Raw genomic sequence first — 16,742 nt, forward strand, 5'->3', positions numbered from 1 at the left:
CGCCTGACGCCTGCTACTCCGCCGGGCGCTTCTTCTGCGGGTAGGGCGTTTCGCCGCGCGCGAGCATCTCCACGAATCCTTGGATCTTCCGTTCCCGGGTGGCGGCCTGCTTGACCGCGTTGGTGCGGTAAATCAGGGCGTAGCGGTTGACCGACGTCAGCACATCGAACATGGCCTGCGCCCGCGGCTCAGCCGCGATGGCGGCGGCCAGGTCCGCCGGCACTTCCGCGGACGCCTGCCCGGAATACGCCGTTTCCCAGCGTCCGTCCGCTTTCGCTGCCTCGACGGCGGCCCGGCCGGCTTCGGTCATCCTGCCGGTTGCTTCGAGCTTTTCGATGCGGTCCACGTTCCGCGCCGACCACACGCTCTTTGGACCGCGGCGCGTCATCCGCTGGTAGGAGCTGTCGTCGTCGCGCCTTTTGCCCTGGCCGTCGATCCAGCCGAAGCACAGCGCTTCCTGCAGGGCCGCTTCGTAGTCCAGCTCCGTGGTGTTGCCGCCTTTTTTGTGCAGCACCAGCCAGACGCCCGGGCTGGTGGCGTGGTGCTGCTCCAGCCAGGCGCGCCATTCGGCGGCGTCCTTCACCAGCAGTTCCTCAAGTTCGATAGCCATGGCACCATTCTGCTACCGGGGATTCCTTAATCAAGGCGTGGCATTATGGCCTTGTCGCCGTCGTTGTCACCGCCCAATCAGCCCAGGAGATCCAATGTTGCGTGTCCGCCCCGTCCACTTCACGTCCCGCCTGGACCAGTGGGAGCAGCTCCTGACGGAGCTGGGAATGGTGAAGACGGTCGATGACGGCCCGTGGAAAGAGTACGACGCCGGGTCGGGCCGCCTGGCGCTGCACGCCGCCGAGGCCGGTTCCGCCGAAGACGGCACGACGTCGTTCGGCGTCGAAGTGGGCGACCTCGCCGAATTCGCCCGGCGCACCAACCTGGCCTCCGTCGAGGACGGGACCACCCCGGCCGAGCTGGTGGATGCCGACCACGGCGCCTCCTGCCGGATCACGGGAGAGGACGGCTTCAGCTTCTTCGCGGATAAAGCCGCCCACGGCGCCCAGTGCGCGGACGCCGATCCGGGACTCGCCGTCGTCGAAGTCTGGTTCACGCCGGACGCCGCTGCCGCGGCACAGACCCTGCGGAACATGGGCGCGCGGCTCCGGCCGGTGCCGGATGACGACGAAACCGCGGATTTCACCGCCAAGAACGGCGGTGTCCTGATGGTGCGCCCCGCCGGCGGTGATCCGCGGACCGGGCTGGGATTTGAGTACACGGGCGAGCTGTCCGCCCTGCGGGACAGGCTGGCCGCAGCGGGCATCACGGTGACTATGACAGAAGAAGCCTTCGGCCGGACCCTGCACGTGGCCAGCCCGGACGCGGCAGGCGGGGACGCCCCGGCGCTCTGGGTCGCTTCGCGCCACTGACGGGCGCCGGTCTTCGAGCCGTGTGACGGTCCGGCGCGGGGTTCGGGCAGGGATGGGGTAGAACTTAAGCATGAACGTGCGCACTCCTGACCCGAATCCCGGCTGGCTGTCCGACGAGGACCTCTTCGAAGCCCGGGGCCGGCTTCCCATGGTTTACGTGGAAGCCGTACCCGTCCGCCTTGATCCGCTGGGGTTCGTGAACGAAGTGGGCACGCTGCTCCAGGCCGACGAGGACGGCACCATGATCCGCTCCCTCGTGTCCGGCCGCGTCCTTTACCGCGAGACCATCCGCGCGGCTCTGCTCCGCCACATGGAGAAAGACCTCGGCCCGTTGGCGTTTCCGCAGCTGCCCATCAGCCCGGTGCCCTTCACCGTGGCCGAATATTTCCCGGCGCCGTCCCACACTGGGTTCACCGACGACCGCCAGCATGCTGTTTCGCTGGCCTACATCATCCCGGTCACGGGCGAATGCGAACCCCGCCAGGACGCCCTCGAGCTCACGTGGATGACCCCCGAAGAGGTCCTGAGCCCGGACGTGCAGCTGGAGTTCAGCGGCGGCCGCGGGGCACTCGTCCGGCAGGCGCTCGCGTTCGCGGGAGTAGGCAGCTAGGACGCGGCGGACGCTGCGGGGGACGCTCGAAGGAACCCGGGCGTCCCCGATTTCTGGCAGGGTCCTTTGTAGACTGTAGGGCGGACCGCAAGAGAACTTAAGGACTCCCGATGACCCACCGCCCAGCCGCCCAGCACTACAGCGAGCTCCAGGCTGGCTCTCTGCAGACCGGCCACCTGCTGCTTCTTCCCGACGGCGAACGGTCCGCCGAAATCCAGAGCGTCCTTGTTGAGGATGACGATTTCGGCACCCCCGCGGTGGTCCTCGCAACGCTCACGGGCGGCGGGATCCTGCGCATCGCGGCCGGTTCCAAGGTCTTAGTTGCCGGCCCCGGTACGGGCGTGGAGGCGGAAGCCGCCACTGGTACAGGGTCAGCAGATTCCGGAGCGCACGACGCCGCCACCCCGCTTCAGCTGGCGGAGCCCCCCGCCGCCCGGGCAGACGCCGCCGGTGAAGACGCCGCCGCGGCGGCTCCCGCCGTCGTCGTTCCTCCGCTACCGGCCACCACGCCGGCCGCAGCGGCTGCCGCAACCGGTCCGAGCGAGGATGAGCTGGCGCTGATCCCGGAGCCCTCGGGAACGCCCGAGTCGGTGGTGGAGGCGGTCGCCGCAGCCCATCCGGACGCGGTGGGAGTCATGCTCCTGAGCGACCGGCTGGCCAAAGGCATCAACACCAAATCCGGGAGCTGCCTCAAGGACCTCAGCGACCTCGCCCACGAATTGTTCGTCATCCTCAAGGATGCCGAGGGCGCCCTTGCGGTGGCGGACCTGCTCAACGTGCTGCCCTTCGACGGGAACCCGGGGCGATGGACATCCGTGGAGGCGGCCCTTGCCCTGTCGAGCTACATCTGCCGGCAGAACGGGCAGGAGGACCGCGCCGAAGTGTACGAAAAGCTCCTCCGCGCCCCCGACGCCATGGAAACGGATCCGTTCAAGGCGCGGATCAACGCCAAGGTCCGGCAGCGCTCGCTGAACGAACCCAACCTGTATGACAAGGAAATCTTCCGGGCCATCGACAACTCGAACCCGGACGCCGAACGCGAATGGCGGCTGCTGCGCCTTGAAGCCCTGATGTTCCTGCGGGCGCACGGCGGCTCGGAAACCATTGGCCTGAAGGAACTGGAGCGCCGCATCGGCAACGAGCTGGAATCCGTTCGCGCCTGAGCGGTAGGCCGTACCCGTTTGGCCCTACCCGGCGGGCGCCCGGAGTTGTAGATTCAGCCCATGACGAACAATCTGAGCGTTGTGATCAATTCCGATGCGCAGCAAGTTTGGACAATGCTGCGTGAACCGGCACGAGTTGCCCAGTGGCACGGCTGGGAGGCCGACGACCTTGCCGCCGAAATCAACGAGATCTATTTCAAGGACACCGTGGTCGAAGGCACGGACCACACCAGCCTGACCGTGGACGGCGGGGACGAGTTCTCCCTGAAACCCGTTCCGACCGGCACTGAAGTGAGCGTGACGCGGGCGGCCCTAGACCACAATTCCGAGTGGGCCGCCTGGGATGAGGACATCACCCAGAGCTGGTTGACGTTCCTCCAGCAGCTCCGCTTCGCACTGGAACACCACCCGCACGGCAAACGCCGCACAGCCTTCTTCTCCGTGCCGGGCGGCGACGGCTCGGCGATCGACAAGCTCGGCCTCCGGGACATCCCCAAGCCGGGCGAACCGTACTCGCTGACCCTCCCCACCGGCGAGGAGATCTCCGGCAAGGTCTGGTACCGCACCAACCACCAGGTGGGACTCACCGTGCACAGCTACGCCGAGCACGGCGACGGCCTCCTGGTCGTGGCCGACCAGCCGCCCATTGCCGAAGTAAGGCCCGACGGCGGATCCATGGTGATCATCTCCACCTACGACCTCGGCGCGCACCGGCTCGAGGAAATCCGCGCCAGCTGGGACAGCTGGCGGGCTGAGAACTATCCCACATCGGACCCCGTGCACTGAGCCCCGGCTAAGTTTCCCCGGGCCGAGCTGGCACACTTGAACCGTGCCAGCCAATACCGAACGCCCACGCCCGCCTCTCGAGCCGGGTGCCGCAGGCCTGCAGTCCGAGTTTTCATTCACCGTGGGCAAGCGGCTGAGCGAGACGTGCTCGCCGACGCCGGAGCAGGTGGCCGCCAACGGCGGGGAATTCCTGGGCCGGACCGGCACCATCAGCACCCCGCACGGGGAGATCCAGACGCCGGCGTTCATTGCCGTGGGCACCAAGGCCACCGTGAAGTCAGTACTGCCCGAATCAGTTGCCGAGCTCGGTGCGCAGGCCGTGCTGGCCAACGCCTACCACCTGTACCTCCAGCCGGGGGCGGACATCCTGGACGAAGCCGGCGGGCTGGGCGCCTTCATGAACTGGCGCGGGCCCACGTTCACGGACTCCGGCGGCTTCCAGATCATGAGCCTGGGCTCCGGTTTCAAGAAGGTCATCGACATGAAAACTGTGTCTGCCGCGGATGCGGCAGTCCCCGACGACGCCGTTGCCCCCGGCAAAGAGCGGCTGGCCCACGTGGACGAGGACGGCGTGTGGTTCAAGAGCCACCTCAACGGTGACCGGCACCGCTTCAGCCCCGAGATCTCCATGAACGTCCAGCACCAGATCGGCGCCGACATCATGTTCGCCTTCGACGAGCTCACCACGCTGCAGAACTCGCGCGGTTACCAGGAGGAGTCGCTCGAACGCACCCGACGCTGGGCCGAACGCTGCATTACCGAGCACTTCCGGCTGACGTCCGAGCGGGCGGGCAAGCCGTACCAGGCACTGTTCGGCGTGATCCAGGGCGCCCAGTACGAGGACCTGCGCCGCAAAGCCTGCCGCGACCTCGGCGCCATGAACTTCGACGGCTTCGGCATCGGCGGTGCACTGGAGAAGGAGAACCTGGGCACCATCGTGCGCTGGTGCAACGAGGAACTGCCGGAGAACAAGCCGCGGCACCTCCTGGGCATTTCCGAGCCGGACGACATTTTCACCGCGATCGAGAACGGCGCGGACACCTTCGACTGCGTCTCCCCCACCCGTGTGGCCCGCAATTCGGCGTTCTACCACCCTGACGGCCGGTTCAACCTCTCCGGGGCCAAATACAAGCGCGACTTCGGCCCGCTGCAGGAAGGCTGCGACTGCTACGCCTGCCTGAACTACTCCCGGGCCTACATCCACCACCTGTTCAAGGCCAAGGAAATGGTCTCGGCCACGCTGATCTCCATCCACAACGAGCGCTTCGTGGTGAAGATGGTGGACGACGCCCGGCTGGCCATCGAGGCCGGCAACTTCTTCGACTTCAAGGCCGAGACCCTGGGCCGCTACTACTCCTAGGCCGGGCGCACAGGCGGGGCACCCCCAAGGCCTCTCCCGCCGTCGTCCTCCGATATCCTGACCGGATGCTCACCGAGATCCCGGCCGCAGAAGGCGTCGCCGAAGCCATCGTCGCCCGCCCGTCCAACGGCGAGGGCCCGTTTCCTGGAGTCATCCTCTATATGGACGCCTTCGGCCTGCGTCCCCGCATCCAGGAGATGGCGCAGCGCATCGCGGACTGGGGCTACGTAGTCCTGGCCCCGAACGTCTTCTACCGCGAAGGGACAGCCGCGGAACTCGCTCCGGGCACGGACATGACCACCCCCGAGGGCCGGGCGGCCGCCGGCAAGGCAGCGTTCCCGCGGGTCGGGCGCCTCACTACGGACAAGGCGCAGCCGGATATTGACGCGTGGGTTGCTGCGCTGCGGACGCTCGACGGCGTCGCACCCGGCCCGATCGGAACGTTTGGCTACTGCATGGGCGCCCGGCTCGCGGTGCGCACGGCCACCGCCCACCCTGAAACGGTGGCAGCCTGCGGCGGCTTCCACGGCGGCGGCCTTGCCACTGACGCCCCGGACAGCCCCCATCTGGGGCTCGGCCACGCCTCGGCCCGCTTCGTGTTCGGCCACGCCGACCATGACCGGAGCATGGATCCCGACACCGTCGCGCGTCTGGGCGAGGCGCTCGACGCCGCGGGCCTCGAGGCCACGAATGAGATCTACGCCGGTGCGCCCCACGGCTATTCGATGGCCGACACCTCCGCCTTTCACGCCGAGGCCACGGACCGGCACTTCCGCGAACTCCGGGCCCTCCTCGACGGGACACTCAAGGGCTGAGCCCGGCTCTCGACGTCGAGCCGGCCCTACCAGGCCCTACGCGCCGTAGCTGGGTTCGCGCCTCTTCACCCAGCCGATGGCAAGCGAGGTCAGCGGCACAAACGCGAACTCCACCAGGGTCTTGTACAGGAAGCCCACCAGCACGTAGTTCACGAACATCCCCACGTCCGTGATGCCGATGACGGACGCCGCAATGCTGCAGAAGATGAGCGTGTCCACGAATTCGCCGGCCACCGACGAGCTCATGATCCGCGCCCACAGGGATTTCTCGCCCGTGCGGGCCTTCATTTTCACCAGGATCCAGGAGTTGATGGTCTGGCCGGCCAGGAACGCCAGCAGCGAAGCCAGCACAATCTGCGGAACGGGCCCCAGCGCGCCTTCGAGTGCGGCCTGCTTCGAGGCACCGAATTCGTCGTCAAAGCCAGGCAGCGCGATGATCACCCAGTAGCAGACGGAGGCGAACACCGAGAGCGCAAACGTGGTGATGATGGCTTTCCGCGCCACCTTGAATCCGTAGACTTCGCTGATGACGTCGCCCAGGATGTAGGCCAGCGGGAACAGGAAGAAGCCGCCGTCCGTGATGATCGGACCGATCGCCACGCCCTTGGATGCCCCGATATTGGACAGGATCAGCACCACTGCCATGAAGGCCAGCATGATGCCGAAGTAGGGGGAACCGATTGACGCGAATTTCGGCGCCGCGGGGGCAGGGAAGGTCTTGGCGGAAGTCATGGGTGATCCATTCGGAGTGGTTCGCTCGGCCGCACGGTAAGTCGCGGGGATGATCCGCTGCTGGCGGCCGGCTGTATTAGCACTGTGGGGTGTTCCCGCGGAGTCCGCCGGAACCGTGTTCCATTCTCGCACCATTACGACCCGGCGGGCCGAACAACGACGGCGGGCGGCCTGGTCCCGGCCTTAAGTACGCGTTCATATTGGTCATACGCACAATGCGGCCGCTGTGGCCCCGGTGGCAGTATGGGTGGATGACTTCCGCTGCTGTTGACACGTTCCCTGCCGTCGCCCTGACCATTGCCGGCTCCGAAGCGACCGGCGGTGCCGGCGCGCAGGCCGACCTGAAGACCTTCCAGGAACTGGGCGTGTTCGGCATTGCCAACCTGACCTGCATCGTCTCCTTCAATCCGAACGACAACTGGAACCACCGCTTTGTCCCGGTGGACCAGCAGGTCATTGCTGACCAGTTGGAGGCGACGACGGCGGCCTACGGCGCCGCGTCCGGCGCACCGTCTGTACTGGACACCGTGAAGCTCGGCATGCTGGGCAGCCCGGCCACCATTTCGACGGTTGCCTCCGCACTGACGGCCGGCGGGTTCGCCAACGTGGTCCTGGACCCGGTGCTGATCTGCAAGGGCCAGGAGCCCGGCCGCGCGCTGGACACGGACCAGGCACTCAAGTCGCAGATCCTGCCGCTGGCCACGTTCGTCACGCCCAACCATTTTGAGGCGGAGTCGCTTTCCGGGCTGGCGATCACCGACGTCGAGTCCCTCAAGGCCGCAGCCGTCCGCATCCACGAGCTCAGCGGAGCGGCCGTGCTGGCCAAGGGCGGCGTACGCCTGGCGGGGCCCGACGCCGTCGACGTCTATTACGACGGCGACACGCTGGAAGTCCTCTCCGCGCCGAAAGTGGGCGAAGTGGCCGTCTCCGGCGCCGGCTGTTCCCTGGCCGCCGCCGTGACGGCCGAGCTGGCCAAGGGCGCGACCCCGCTCGAGGCTGCCCACACCGCGAAGGAGTTTGTGACCGCCGGGATCCGCAACCGCGTGGCATCCGGCGCGCCGTTCGACGCCCTCTGGCAGGGCGGCCCGCGCTAACCCCGGCCCCGCTAACCCTTCCCACCCTTAGGACGCTCTCTCACTTTTCGCGCCAAAAATCACGGCGCTCTCTCACTTTCCTCAAAAAGTGAGAGAGCGTTCCGTTCTAAGCCGGCAGGATCTGAGAGAGCGTCCGGGTTTTCGCGGCAGGATCTGAGAGAGCGTCCGATCAGGAACGGGGGTCGGACACTACTCCCATGAAGAGCGGCAGGCCTGTTTCGACGTGCACGATCTGGTAGTGGAACGGACGGTCGAAGACAATGGTCCGCTCGGGCTGCGGCGGAGCACTGGTGACGGCCCCGTTGATCTGGGTAACGGCAGCGGCCACGGTACCCTTTTCCGCGACCGTGATGTTCGCAGCCTGGGCGGCCTGGGTGATGGCCATTTTGCGCTGGATATTGTTGAAGTCCTCCGTGGTGTTGAGGGTCTTCTCGAGTCCCAGTGATTCGAAGACCTTGCGCAGGTCGAAGCTGCACTTGTGGTCCCAGCGGGGCAGCTGGATCTGAACTGTCTCAAGCGCTGCCGTGTCGAAGGTGTCCGCGACTTCGGTGAGCTTTTCCGCGCTGAAAGCCGGGGCGCCCGTCCGGGTCGCGGCGTCGGCTCCCGCCTCCGGAAGGACCAGCCGCATGACAAACCCGTCCGCATAGGGAAGGTCCACGCCCTTCCAGCCAGGTCCTTCCGCGTACTTCATCTCCACCTCGTTGTGCATTGCGGCGGCTTGGACGCGTTCGCCTGCGGCCGTGGTGAAGGGCAGGTCCGAGGTGTCATTCGGGTCAAACGGGGCGCGCCAGGCGGAGGCGAAGTACAGGGCATTGAGCAGGCTGAACGTGTTGTCCCGATCGTACTTTGCGGGGGCTTCCTTGATCCGGCCGCCCGTGTTTTTGTTCACCCAGGCATCGATGGCCGGCTTCGTTGCACCCTCGTTGCTGAAGTCCACGGGAAACACACCGGTCCCATAATGCCGGGCCAACGTGTCCAGGAACTGCTCTCCGGTGGGCACGTCCTTGTCCACGAACAGGCCGTTGGCCGCATGCATGACCGGTTTCCGCGGCGGGTTGTCCTCATCCACGGAGCCGGGGTCGCCGTCGAACTTCTCCAGGGAGGCGAGCAGCGCGTTCATGGCTTCGTCGCGATTCTCCGCCGGGAGTCCCAGGACGCTGTCCATCTCCGCCGCCGTCTCGCCGGAAGCCCCGGCGCGAAGCATGGCAAGGGCGATGAGCAGGCCCCCGGGCGAGGACACCACGTTCCCGTCGGAGGCGTCGCCGCCGTCGGCCAGGAGGGCCTCGCCGAGCCCGAAAGCGGAAGCCCGGTAGGAGCGCAGTTCAGCGGCATACGCCGCGCCGTCCACCGAAACCCGCTCCACGCCGTCGGCCTTCAGGAGACCAGGCGACGACGCCGAACATGCGGTGAGCGCCACCAGGGCACCGGCCGTCGCGATCCTGGCCACGCGGAACGTTTTCATTTTTCCCCCTGGGACCTGCTCTTGGAACCTGCTCTTGGATCCTGCCGTGTGGCACTGGGCGCGACTCTGCCTGTCTCCTCAGTCAACCAGCCTGCCCGCTGCAGAACGATGCCCGTAGGGTCACGGTTTGCCGTCGTTTTGGTCTCGCCCTCCAACGCTCTCTCACTTTTCGCAACGATTTCGGCAACGCTCTCTCACTTTTCGCGCGGACTTAGCCTCGAGACAGGTCGGATCCGTGACTTGCCGGACCCGTGCCGTACGAGCTCATCCAAAAGACCGCGGCACTGCTCGCGGCGGAGCGCGGTTAGCCTACCGCCGCCGTTAGCAGACGACGGCGGGGCGGTGGCGTCGTCGTCCTCGGGCACCTACCGCCGCGGGATGTTGCGCAGATTGCTCCGGGCCATGCTCACGGCCTCGCCGGCGCCGCGGTTCAGGACCACCTTCGACATGGCTGTCGCGAAGCCCAGCACCTGCGAACCCGTGATTTTCGGCGGAATGGAGAGCGCCTTCGGATCCGTGATGAGCTCCACGAGCGACGGCCCGGGGTGCGCGAACGCCTCCCGGTAGGCGTCCTCAATCCGGGCAGGGTCGGTGACGCGGACAGCGTGGAAGCCGAGTGCGCGGGCAACCGCCGCGTAGTCGGCGTCGGGAACATCCACGCCGAAGTCAGGGAGACCGTCCACCAGCATCTCCAGCTTGACCATGCCCAGGGTGGAGTTGTTGAAGACCACCACGTTCACGGGCAGACGATGGGCAGCAACGGTGACGAGCTCCCCGAGCAGCATGGACAGCCCGCCGTCGCCCGAGACCGAGATGACCTGGCGGCCGGGGTAGGCCAGCTGGGCGCCGATTGCGTGCGGCAGGGCATTGGCCATGGAGCCGTGCAGGTAGGAGCCTATGAGCCGGCGGGTGCCCAGCGGGTTGATGTAGCGGGCCGTCCAGACGTTGCACATGCCGGTGTCCGCGGTGAAAACGGCGTCTCGTGCCGCCACCTGGTCCAGCAGGGATGCCGCGTACTCAGGGTGGATCGGCTGCTTCTTTTCCACCTTGCGCGTGTAGGCGCCCACGGCCTTGTTCATGAGCCGGTCGTGCTTCTTGAGCATCTGGTTGAGGAAGCGCCGGCTCTTCTTCGGGGTGAGCAGGGGCTTCAGCGCGGCGAGCGTGGGCAGCACGTCGCCGTGGACGGCGATGTCGACGTCGGTCCGCCTCCCCAGTTTGTGCGCCGCGCGGTCCACCTGGGCGGTGCGGGTGCCGGGGAGGAACTGGTCGTAGGGAAAATCGGTGCCAAGCAGGATCAGCAGGTCCGCATCCTCGATCCCCTCGGCTGCGGCGCCGTAGCCCAGCAGCCCGGTCATGCCGATGTCGTACGGATTGTCGTATTGCATAAAGTCCTTGCCCCGCAGCGAGTGGCCGATCGGGGCGCCGATGACTTCCGCGAGGGCTACCACTTCGTCATGGGCGCCCTGCGTTCCCGCGCCGGCGAAAATGGCGACTTTGTCCGCTGCGTTGATGGCGTCAGCGAGCTCCCTGACGCTCGCGGCGTCGGGAATCAGGCTGGCGCGCCGGAACGTCGCGGGCAATGGCGTCTCGCCGGTAGCCTCCAGTCCCGCGATATCGCCGGGAAGCGTGACGACGGCGACTCCCCCGAGCCCGACGGCGTGCTGGATGGCGCTGTGCATGACCCGAGGGGCCTGCTCTGCCGTGCTGACAAGCTCCGAGTACACCGAGCATTCGTTGAAGATTCGGTCCGGGTGAGTTTCCTGGAAGAAGCCGCTGCCGATCTGCTTGCTCGGAATGTGCGAGGCGATAGCCAGAACGGGCGCGCCCGAGCGGTTGGCGTCGTACAGGCCGTTGATCAGGTGCAGGTTTCCGGGGCCGCAGGAGCCAGCGCAGACGGCTAGGTTGCCGGTCAACTGTGCTTCGGCCGCTGCGGCGAAGGCGGCGGCCTCTTCATGCCGGACGTGGATCCAGTCGATGCCGCCCTGCTGGGAGCCGCCGGTCTTGCGGACGGCGTCGACTATCGGGTTAAGGCTGTCGCCCACGATCCCGTAAATCCGCTGCACGCCGGCAGCCTGGAGTTGTTCAATGAGCTGGGTGGCGAGTTCCTTGGCCATGAGTGCACACTCCCGCGATCAGGTTAATGGGCTGTCAGGGCCCAATATAGTCCGCCCGCCTCCGGGCGGCTCCCAGGGTGTCAGTCGCCACGTTCGGACGACGACGGCGGCCCGCCGCCCCGGGCGCTCTCCCGGCTGAACGCTCACTCACTTAATGCAAGAAAACCCGGAACGCTCTCTCACTTTCCAGAAGAAAGTGAGAGAGCGTCCCGGGATATGCCGCAGGATCTGAGAGAGCGTCCGGGGCGGGAACCGCTTGTGCCGGGCACCCGCCGTCGTACTTTCACTTCCCCGTACACACCACGGGGGGATCAGACGTTCTTACGGGGGGGGATCAGACGTTGAGGAGTTCCTTGTCCTTGTCGTCATCTTTGTGGGCCTGGGACCAGGCGTGGCCCTGTTCGCGGTCCAGGTGTGTGGCCTTCTTGTTCCTCAGTGCGAAGACGTAGACCACCAGCGAGATGGCGATGGCCACGGTGACGTAGGTGAAGAACAGGTCCACCCGCTCTGCCTTCTGGAACGCGGCGCCGATCAGGGGGACGGTGCCGCCGAAGAGCGAGTTGGCGATCGCGTAGCCCAGCCCGACTCCGAGCGCGCGGATGGACGCGGGGAACAGCTCCGCCTTCACCAGCGCGTTGATGGACGTGTATCCGCCGACGATGAGGAGGCCGCCCATCATCAGCAGGAACGCCGTGAACGGGTCCTTGGTGTTGGACAGCGTTGACAGCAGCGGCCAGGTGAAGAGGACACCGGTGATGCCGAACCACAGGAGCAGCGGCTTGCGGCCCACCTTGTCCGAGATCAGGCCGTAGACGGGCTGGAGCAGCATGAAGATGAACAGTGCCCAGAAGTTGATCACCGAGGTGTCGGTCTTGGCGATGCCGGACGTATCGTTCATGAACTTCAGGATGAAGTTGGTGTACGTGTAGAACGCCACCGTGCCGCCGAGGGTGACGCCGATGCAGACCAGCAACGGCTTCCAGTACTGCGTGAAGAGCAGCTTCATGGTGCCCGGCTGTGCCACGCCCGCAACGGCCGGGATCTTGGCGGCCTCGACCTGCTCCGCCGAGACGGTTTCTTCCATCGAGCGCCGCAGCCACAGGACCACCAGTGCAGCTACGCCGCCGATGGCAAACGGAATACGCCAGCCCCACTCGGTCAGGTCGCCCTTCGGCATGACGTTCTGCAGGATGACCAGGACCAGCAGGGCCATCATCTGGCCGCCGATCAGGGTGACGTACTGGAAGCTGGAGAAGAAGCCGCGGCGCTTGGACGTGGCGGCCTCGGACATGTACGTGGCGCTGGTGCCGTACTCGCCGCCCACGGAGAACCCCTGGACCAGGCGGATGAGGATCAGCAGCACCAGGGCCCAGACACCGACCTGCTGTGTGGTGGGCAGGAGTGCGATGGCGAAGGAACCCGCGGACATCAGCGTCACGCTGAGCGTCAGCGCAGCCTTGCGGCCCTTGCGGTCCGCGTAGCGGCCGAAGAACCAGGCCCCGATGGGGCGCATCAGGAACGAGGTCGAGAAGACGGCCATCGCCTCCAGGCCCGCCTGCAGCTCGTCCTTGGAATTGAAGAAGTGGGACTGGAAATAGGCGGCAAAGACTGTGTAGACGTAAAGGTCGTACCACTCCACCAGGTTGCCGGCCGAGCCCTTGAGGATGTTGCTTACGGCGCGGCGGGTCTGGGCTGACTCACTCTGGATTTCGGCTTGCTGGGTGCTCATCGCTGAACCTTCCTGGCCGGGGTCGCCACGGGGCCCTGGCGTACTTCTGTGCTGTCCATGGCAACATTGCTCATGGTTCCTCCTCGACATTGACGGTCCTCCGAAAGCCGAGGACCCATCCACGCTATGGGTGATCCACCGCACAGCCAACGTGGAAGGGCAATTCCTAACACTTCCTTAGGTTTCGCCCGTACAAGGGATAATCTCCAAAGCGGGCAGATCGAGGACGCCCCGTCAACGAACAGGACCAGCCAATGGATGTGCTCATCGTCGAGGACGACGACGCCATGGCGTCCGCCCTCGACGCAGCAGTGGTCTCCGCCGGACACACGGCCTCCCGGGTAGCCCGCGGGGCTGACGCGCTCCTTGAGCACCGCCGGTTCGAAGTCATCCTGCTGGACCTGGGACTCCCGGACATGGACGGCCTCGACGTGCTGCGAAAGCTCCGCCAGGTCACGCCGGTCCCGATCCTGATCCTCACCGCCCGTGACGACGAGCGCAGCGTGGTCCTTGGCCTCCGGTCGGGAGCCGACGATTACCTCGTCAAGCCGGTGAAACTGGTGGAACTGCTGGCCCGCATCGAAGCCGTGACAAGGCGTGCAGGCCGCGCGAAGGACAGCAGGCAGCGGATCATCGTGCTGGGGGAACTCGAGGTGGACCTCGAACGGCGTGTGGCCGCCGTCGGCCCCAAAGTCCTGCCCTTGACCGCCACCGAGTTCGACCTGCTGGCGCTCCTGGCAAGCCACGCGGGTTCGGTGGTCACCCGGGAGCAGATCCTGGATGCGCTGTGGGGCGACGCCTTCGTGGCGTCGTCACGGTCCCTTGACGTGCACCTGACGGGCCTGCGGGCGAAACTCCAGATGCCGGGCTTCATCATCAACGTCCGCGGCGTGGGCTACCGGGTCGAGGCGGATCCTGCGTGAAGCTGCGTGTCCTTGGAATCCTGAGTGTGCTGTCCGTCCTCATCGTCATCCTCGCCTCCACCGCCATCCTCACCTCGGCCAGCCGGGAGCTTACCCAGGAACTCCAGATCAACCGGGCGGCTTCCCTCAACAGGCTCGCGCAGGTGGCGTTCGACGCCGCAACCGACGGAGAATCCACCCAGCTGCAGTCAGAGATGGACAGGTACTCGGAACTGTACGGTGAGGGGGTGCTGATCAGCCTCCAGCAGGGCACCCTTCGCTCAGGCGGCCTGAGCGAGGACAGGGCGGATGTAAGGGATGCTGTGGCGCGGGCAAAGCTGAACCTCAGCGACACCACCCTCAGTCCGCTTCAGCCGTTCGGGACCGGTTCCGAGGTGATCTCACGCTCCTTCGGCAGCGCAAGTCAGGTTCTGGGCGAAGCGGTCCTGGAGGTCAATCCGGATGCGGCTCGGCAGAAACTGCGGGAACGCTGGCTCCTCGTCGGGGTGGCGGCGGCCGCTCTCGCCGCAGTGCTCCTCCTCGGCGCGGCCCGGGTGACACGCTGGGTACTGCGTCCTGTGCACCGCCTGAATTCAGCGGTAACGGAGCTTGAGGCAACAGGCCGGAGCAGCCGGCTTCCGGAGGACGGGCCACCGGAACTGCGGGAACTGAGCCGTTCATTCACCAGGATGGCCCGGACGGTCAGTGAAAGCATCGACTCGCAGCGCCAGCTCATTGCCGACACGTCCCATCAGTTGCGCAATCCGGTCGGTGCCCTGCGTCTGAGGATCGACCTGCTGCAGCTTGAACTCCAGACAGCACGGGAGCACAATGCCGCGGCCGGGGTCCTGGCGGAACTGGAACGCGTGGAAGAAATCCTGGACGGGGTGCTGCGGCTGGCGACGGCCGAGCACCGGGCCTTCGCAGACTCTGCCGGAGGCCCGGAGGGGACCGCTTCCCACGGGATGCCGGCCCTCATTGACCCCTACCCCGTCCTGCAGGAAGAAGCCGAACGGGCAGGACCCGCGGCACGGCGCAGCGGCACTTCCATCGTGCTGGAGGATCCGCCGAAGCCAGCGGTGTCTATCGCCTGCCAGGCCACCGAACTGGCCCAGATGGTGGGCGAACTGATCAACAACGCGATCAAATACGCTTCGGGTGGCCGGATAACCGTGGCGGTCCGCGTACGCACGGACGCGATCGCCGTCGAAGTCTCCGACGACGGCCCGGGGCTGTCCGCTGAGGAGCGGGCTGCTGCCACCAGCCGGTTTTGGCGCTCGCCGCAGCACCGGGATATCCGGGGCAACGGCCTGGGCATGACCATTGTGGACAAGCTGGCGGGGGCCAACGGGGGCCGCCTGCTATTGGCCGAAGCCTCACCGCACGGCCTGATCGCGCGCCTCGAGTTTCCGCGCGCCGCAGACTCCCACGGGCCGGAGGCCCTTTCATGACCGGCATGACCGGCGCCCTTCCGCCGCGGAGGGCTGCCCTCAAGGCCGGCCTGGCCGCCGGGGTGGCCGGCCTGTTGCTCCCGGCTCTCAACGCCTGCACGGCTGAGGACAATCCCGGCACCGTGACTGTTGCCGGGGGTGAGCCGGGGGGCTTCTATCTTGAATTCGCCACGCTGCTGGCGGAGTCCATCCGGCGCCATGGCGTGGCCGGCAACGCCACAGCGCTGACAACCGGTGGCAGCCTGGATAACTTGGAGCAGCTTTTGACCGGACGGGCCACGTTCGCCGTCGCGCTGGCAGATGCCGCGGCCCAAACCATCGACGCGCACAGTGCATCGAACGTTGGCATCACGGCCCTCGGAAGGGTCTACGAAAACTACGTCCACTGTGTCGTCCGGCAGGCCGGCGGCATCCGCGGCCTCACGGAACTGGCCGGCAGGACGGTGGCTGTCGGTGAGCCCGGTTCCGGGACGTCACTGACTACTCCGCGCCTGCTGGAGGCCGCCGGGCTGGCTTCCGTTCCGGCGGGCGCGGCCCCCGCCGCAGGCGTCGACAACACGGTTACTGTACTGAACCTCGGACTCAACGCGGGGCTTGCTGCGCTGCAGAACGGGTCCGTGGATGCGCTGTTCTGGTCCGGCGGCGTCCCGACAGCCGCCATTGCCGCCACCCACCATGAAGTGGGGCTCGGATTCCTGGACCTCTCCCCCCTGCTTCCGGAACTGCGGAGCAAGTACGGCGCGTTCTACGACCGCGTGCTCATCCCGGAAGGAGGCTATGAGGGCATTCCGGCTGTCTGGACGGTGGGTGTGGCGAATCTGCTGCTGTGCCGCAGTGACCTGGACGAGCGGACAGTCAAGCGGACGGTCGAACTGCTGGTGGACCATGCCCAGGAACTGATCCCCCGTTCAAGCCTGGGAGTCCAGTTCCTGAGCCCGGAATCACTGATCAACACGGCCGGCCTGCCGTTGCACCCCGCAGCCGCTGCCGCCTACCGGGAACTGCACGGGTAACCCAAACGCTCTCTCACTTTTCGCACCGAAAACCGTAACGCTCTCTCACTATCGCCACGAAAGGGAGAGAGCGTTACGGAAAAGCCCGCA

Annotated in this window: 15 protein-coding genes; 10 read left to right on the forward strand and 5 right to left on the reverse strand. The window is 66.5% G+C overall.

The features are described 5' to 3' along the window. Positions 1-13: 13 nt before the first annotated feature. Positions 14-610: a YdeI/OmpD-associated family protein gene (locus tag WMN78_RS01340; protein WP_340531578.1), complete on the reverse strand. Its 597-nt coding sequence runs from the start codon at positions 608-610 to the stop codon at positions 14-16. Positions 611-704: 94 nt separating this feature from the next. On the opposite strand from WMN78_RS01340, the gene WMN78_RS01345 reads away from it, so the two are divergent. The 6 genes from WMN78_RS01345 to WMN78_RS01370 all read left to right on the forward strand — a co-directional run bounded on the left by WMN78_RS01345 (position 705) and on the right by WMN78_RS01370 (position 6,155). Beyond that, a complete protein-coding gene (locus tag WMN78_RS01345; RefSeq protein ID WP_340531579.1) occupies positions 705-1,421 on the forward strand; it encodes a VOC family protein in 717 nt (238 codons plus the stop codon). A gap of 70 nt (positions 1,422-1,491) precedes the next feature. Beyond that, positions 1,492-2,031 carry an NUDIX hydrolase family protein gene (locus WMN78_RS01350; RefSeq protein ID WP_340531580.1) on the forward strand — a complete coding sequence of 180 codons (540 nt, stop codon included), beginning with the start codon at positions 1,492-1,494 and terminating at the stop codon, positions 2,029-2,031. Between the two features lie 110 nt (positions 2,032-2,141). Continuing rightward, positions 2,142-3,194: a DUF6707 family protein gene (locus tag WMN78_RS01355; RefSeq protein ID WP_340531581.1), complete on the forward strand. Its 1,053-nt coding sequence runs from the start codon at positions 2,142-2,144 to the stop codon at positions 3,192-3,194. 60 nt (positions 3,195-3,254) lie between these two features. Next, on the forward strand, positions 3,255-3,980 hold the full coding sequence (locus WMN78_RS01360; RefSeq protein ID WP_340531582.1) for an SRPBCC domain-containing protein: 726 nt from the start codon (positions 3,255-3,257) through the stop codon (positions 3,978-3,980). Between the two features lie 43 nt (positions 3,981-4,023). After that, entirely contained in the window at positions 4,024-5,340 is a 1,317-nt protein-coding gene (tgt, locus tag WMN78_RS01365; RefSeq protein ID WP_340531584.1) for a tRNA guanosine(34) transglycosylase Tgt, read from the forward strand. A 65-nt stretch (positions 5,341-5,405) separates the two neighbouring features. Next, positions 5,406-6,155 carry a dienelactone hydrolase family protein gene (locus WMN78_RS01370; RefSeq protein WP_340531585.1) on the forward strand — a complete coding sequence of 250 codons (750 nt, stop codon included), beginning with the start codon at positions 5,406-5,408 and terminating at the stop codon, positions 6,153-6,155. A 36-nt stretch (positions 6,156-6,191) separates the two neighbouring features. Here WMN78_RS01370 and WMN78_RS01375 read toward each other — a convergent pair whose 3' ends face one another. Then, the gene (locus WMN78_RS01375) at positions 6,192-6,887 is read right to left on the reverse strand and encodes a queuosine precursor transporter (protein WP_340531586.1); all 696 of its coding nucleotides are present in this window, start codon (positions 6,885-6,887) and stop codon (positions 6,192-6,194) included. A gap of 251 nt (positions 6,888-7,138) precedes the next feature. On the opposite strand from WMN78_RS01375, the gene WMN78_RS01380 reads away from it, so the two are divergent. Further along, on the forward strand, positions 7,139-7,981 hold the full coding sequence (locus WMN78_RS01380) for a hydroxymethylpyrimidine/phosphomethylpyrimidine kinase (RefSeq protein WP_340531587.1): 843 nt from the start codon (positions 7,139-7,141) through the stop codon (positions 7,979-7,981). Positions 7,982-8,150: 169 nt separating this feature from the next. On the opposite strand, the gene WMN78_RS01385 is transcribed toward WMN78_RS01380, so the two are convergent. The 3 genes from WMN78_RS01385 to WMN78_RS01395 all read right to left on the reverse strand — a co-directional run bounded on the left by WMN78_RS01385 (position 8,151) and on the right by WMN78_RS01395 (position 13,286). Then, positions 8,151-9,443 carry a serpin family protein gene (locus tag WMN78_RS01385; RefSeq protein WP_340531588.1) on the reverse strand — a complete coding sequence of 431 codons (1,293 nt, stop codon included), beginning with the start codon at positions 9,441-9,443 and terminating at the stop codon, positions 8,151-8,153. A gap of 365 nt (positions 9,444-9,808) precedes the next feature. Next, positions 9,809-11,557: a pyruvate dehydrogenase gene (locus WMN78_RS01390; protein ID WP_340531589.1), complete on the reverse strand. Its 1,749-nt coding sequence runs from the start codon at positions 11,555-11,557 to the stop codon at positions 9,809-9,811. Between the two features lie 334 nt (positions 11,558-11,891). Beyond that, positions 11,892-13,286, reverse strand: a complete 1,395-nt coding sequence (locus WMN78_RS01395; RefSeq protein ID WP_340531590.1) for an MFS transporter — start codon at positions 13,284-13,286, stop codon at positions 11,892-11,894. 254 nt (positions 13,287-13,540) lie between these two features. Here WMN78_RS01395 and WMN78_RS01400 point away from each other — a divergent pair, with 254 nt between their 5' ends. From WMN78_RS01400 to WMN78_RS01410, 3 genes are read left to right on the forward strand one after another with little or no spacing between them, the layout of a single operon-like run. After that, on the forward strand, positions 13,541-14,209 hold the full coding sequence (locus tag WMN78_RS01400) for a response regulator transcription factor (protein WP_340531591.1): 669 nt from the start codon (positions 13,541-13,543) through the stop codon (positions 14,207-14,209). Continuing rightward, positions 14,206-15,639 carry a HAMP domain-containing sensor histidine kinase gene (locus tag WMN78_RS01405; RefSeq protein ID WP_340531592.1) on the forward strand — a complete coding sequence of 478 codons (1,434 nt, stop codon included), beginning with the start codon at positions 14,206-14,208 and terminating at the stop codon, positions 15,637-15,639. Before WMN78_RS01400 ends, WMN78_RS01405 begins: the two co-directional genes overlap by 4 nt. Next, positions 15,636-16,652: a TAXI family TRAP transporter solute-binding subunit gene (locus WMN78_RS01410; protein WP_340531594.1), complete on the forward strand. Its 1,017-nt coding sequence runs from the start codon at positions 15,636-15,638 to the stop codon at positions 16,650-16,652. Before WMN78_RS01405 ends, WMN78_RS01410 begins: the two co-directional genes overlap by 4 nt. Positions 16,653-16,742 lie beyond the last annotated feature (90 nt).

It is taken from the genome of Arthrobacter oryzae (assembly GCF_037911235.1).
Taxonomy (GTDB): Bacteria; Actinomycetota; Actinomycetes; order Actinomycetales; family Micrococcaceae; genus Arthrobacter; species Arthrobacter oryzae_E.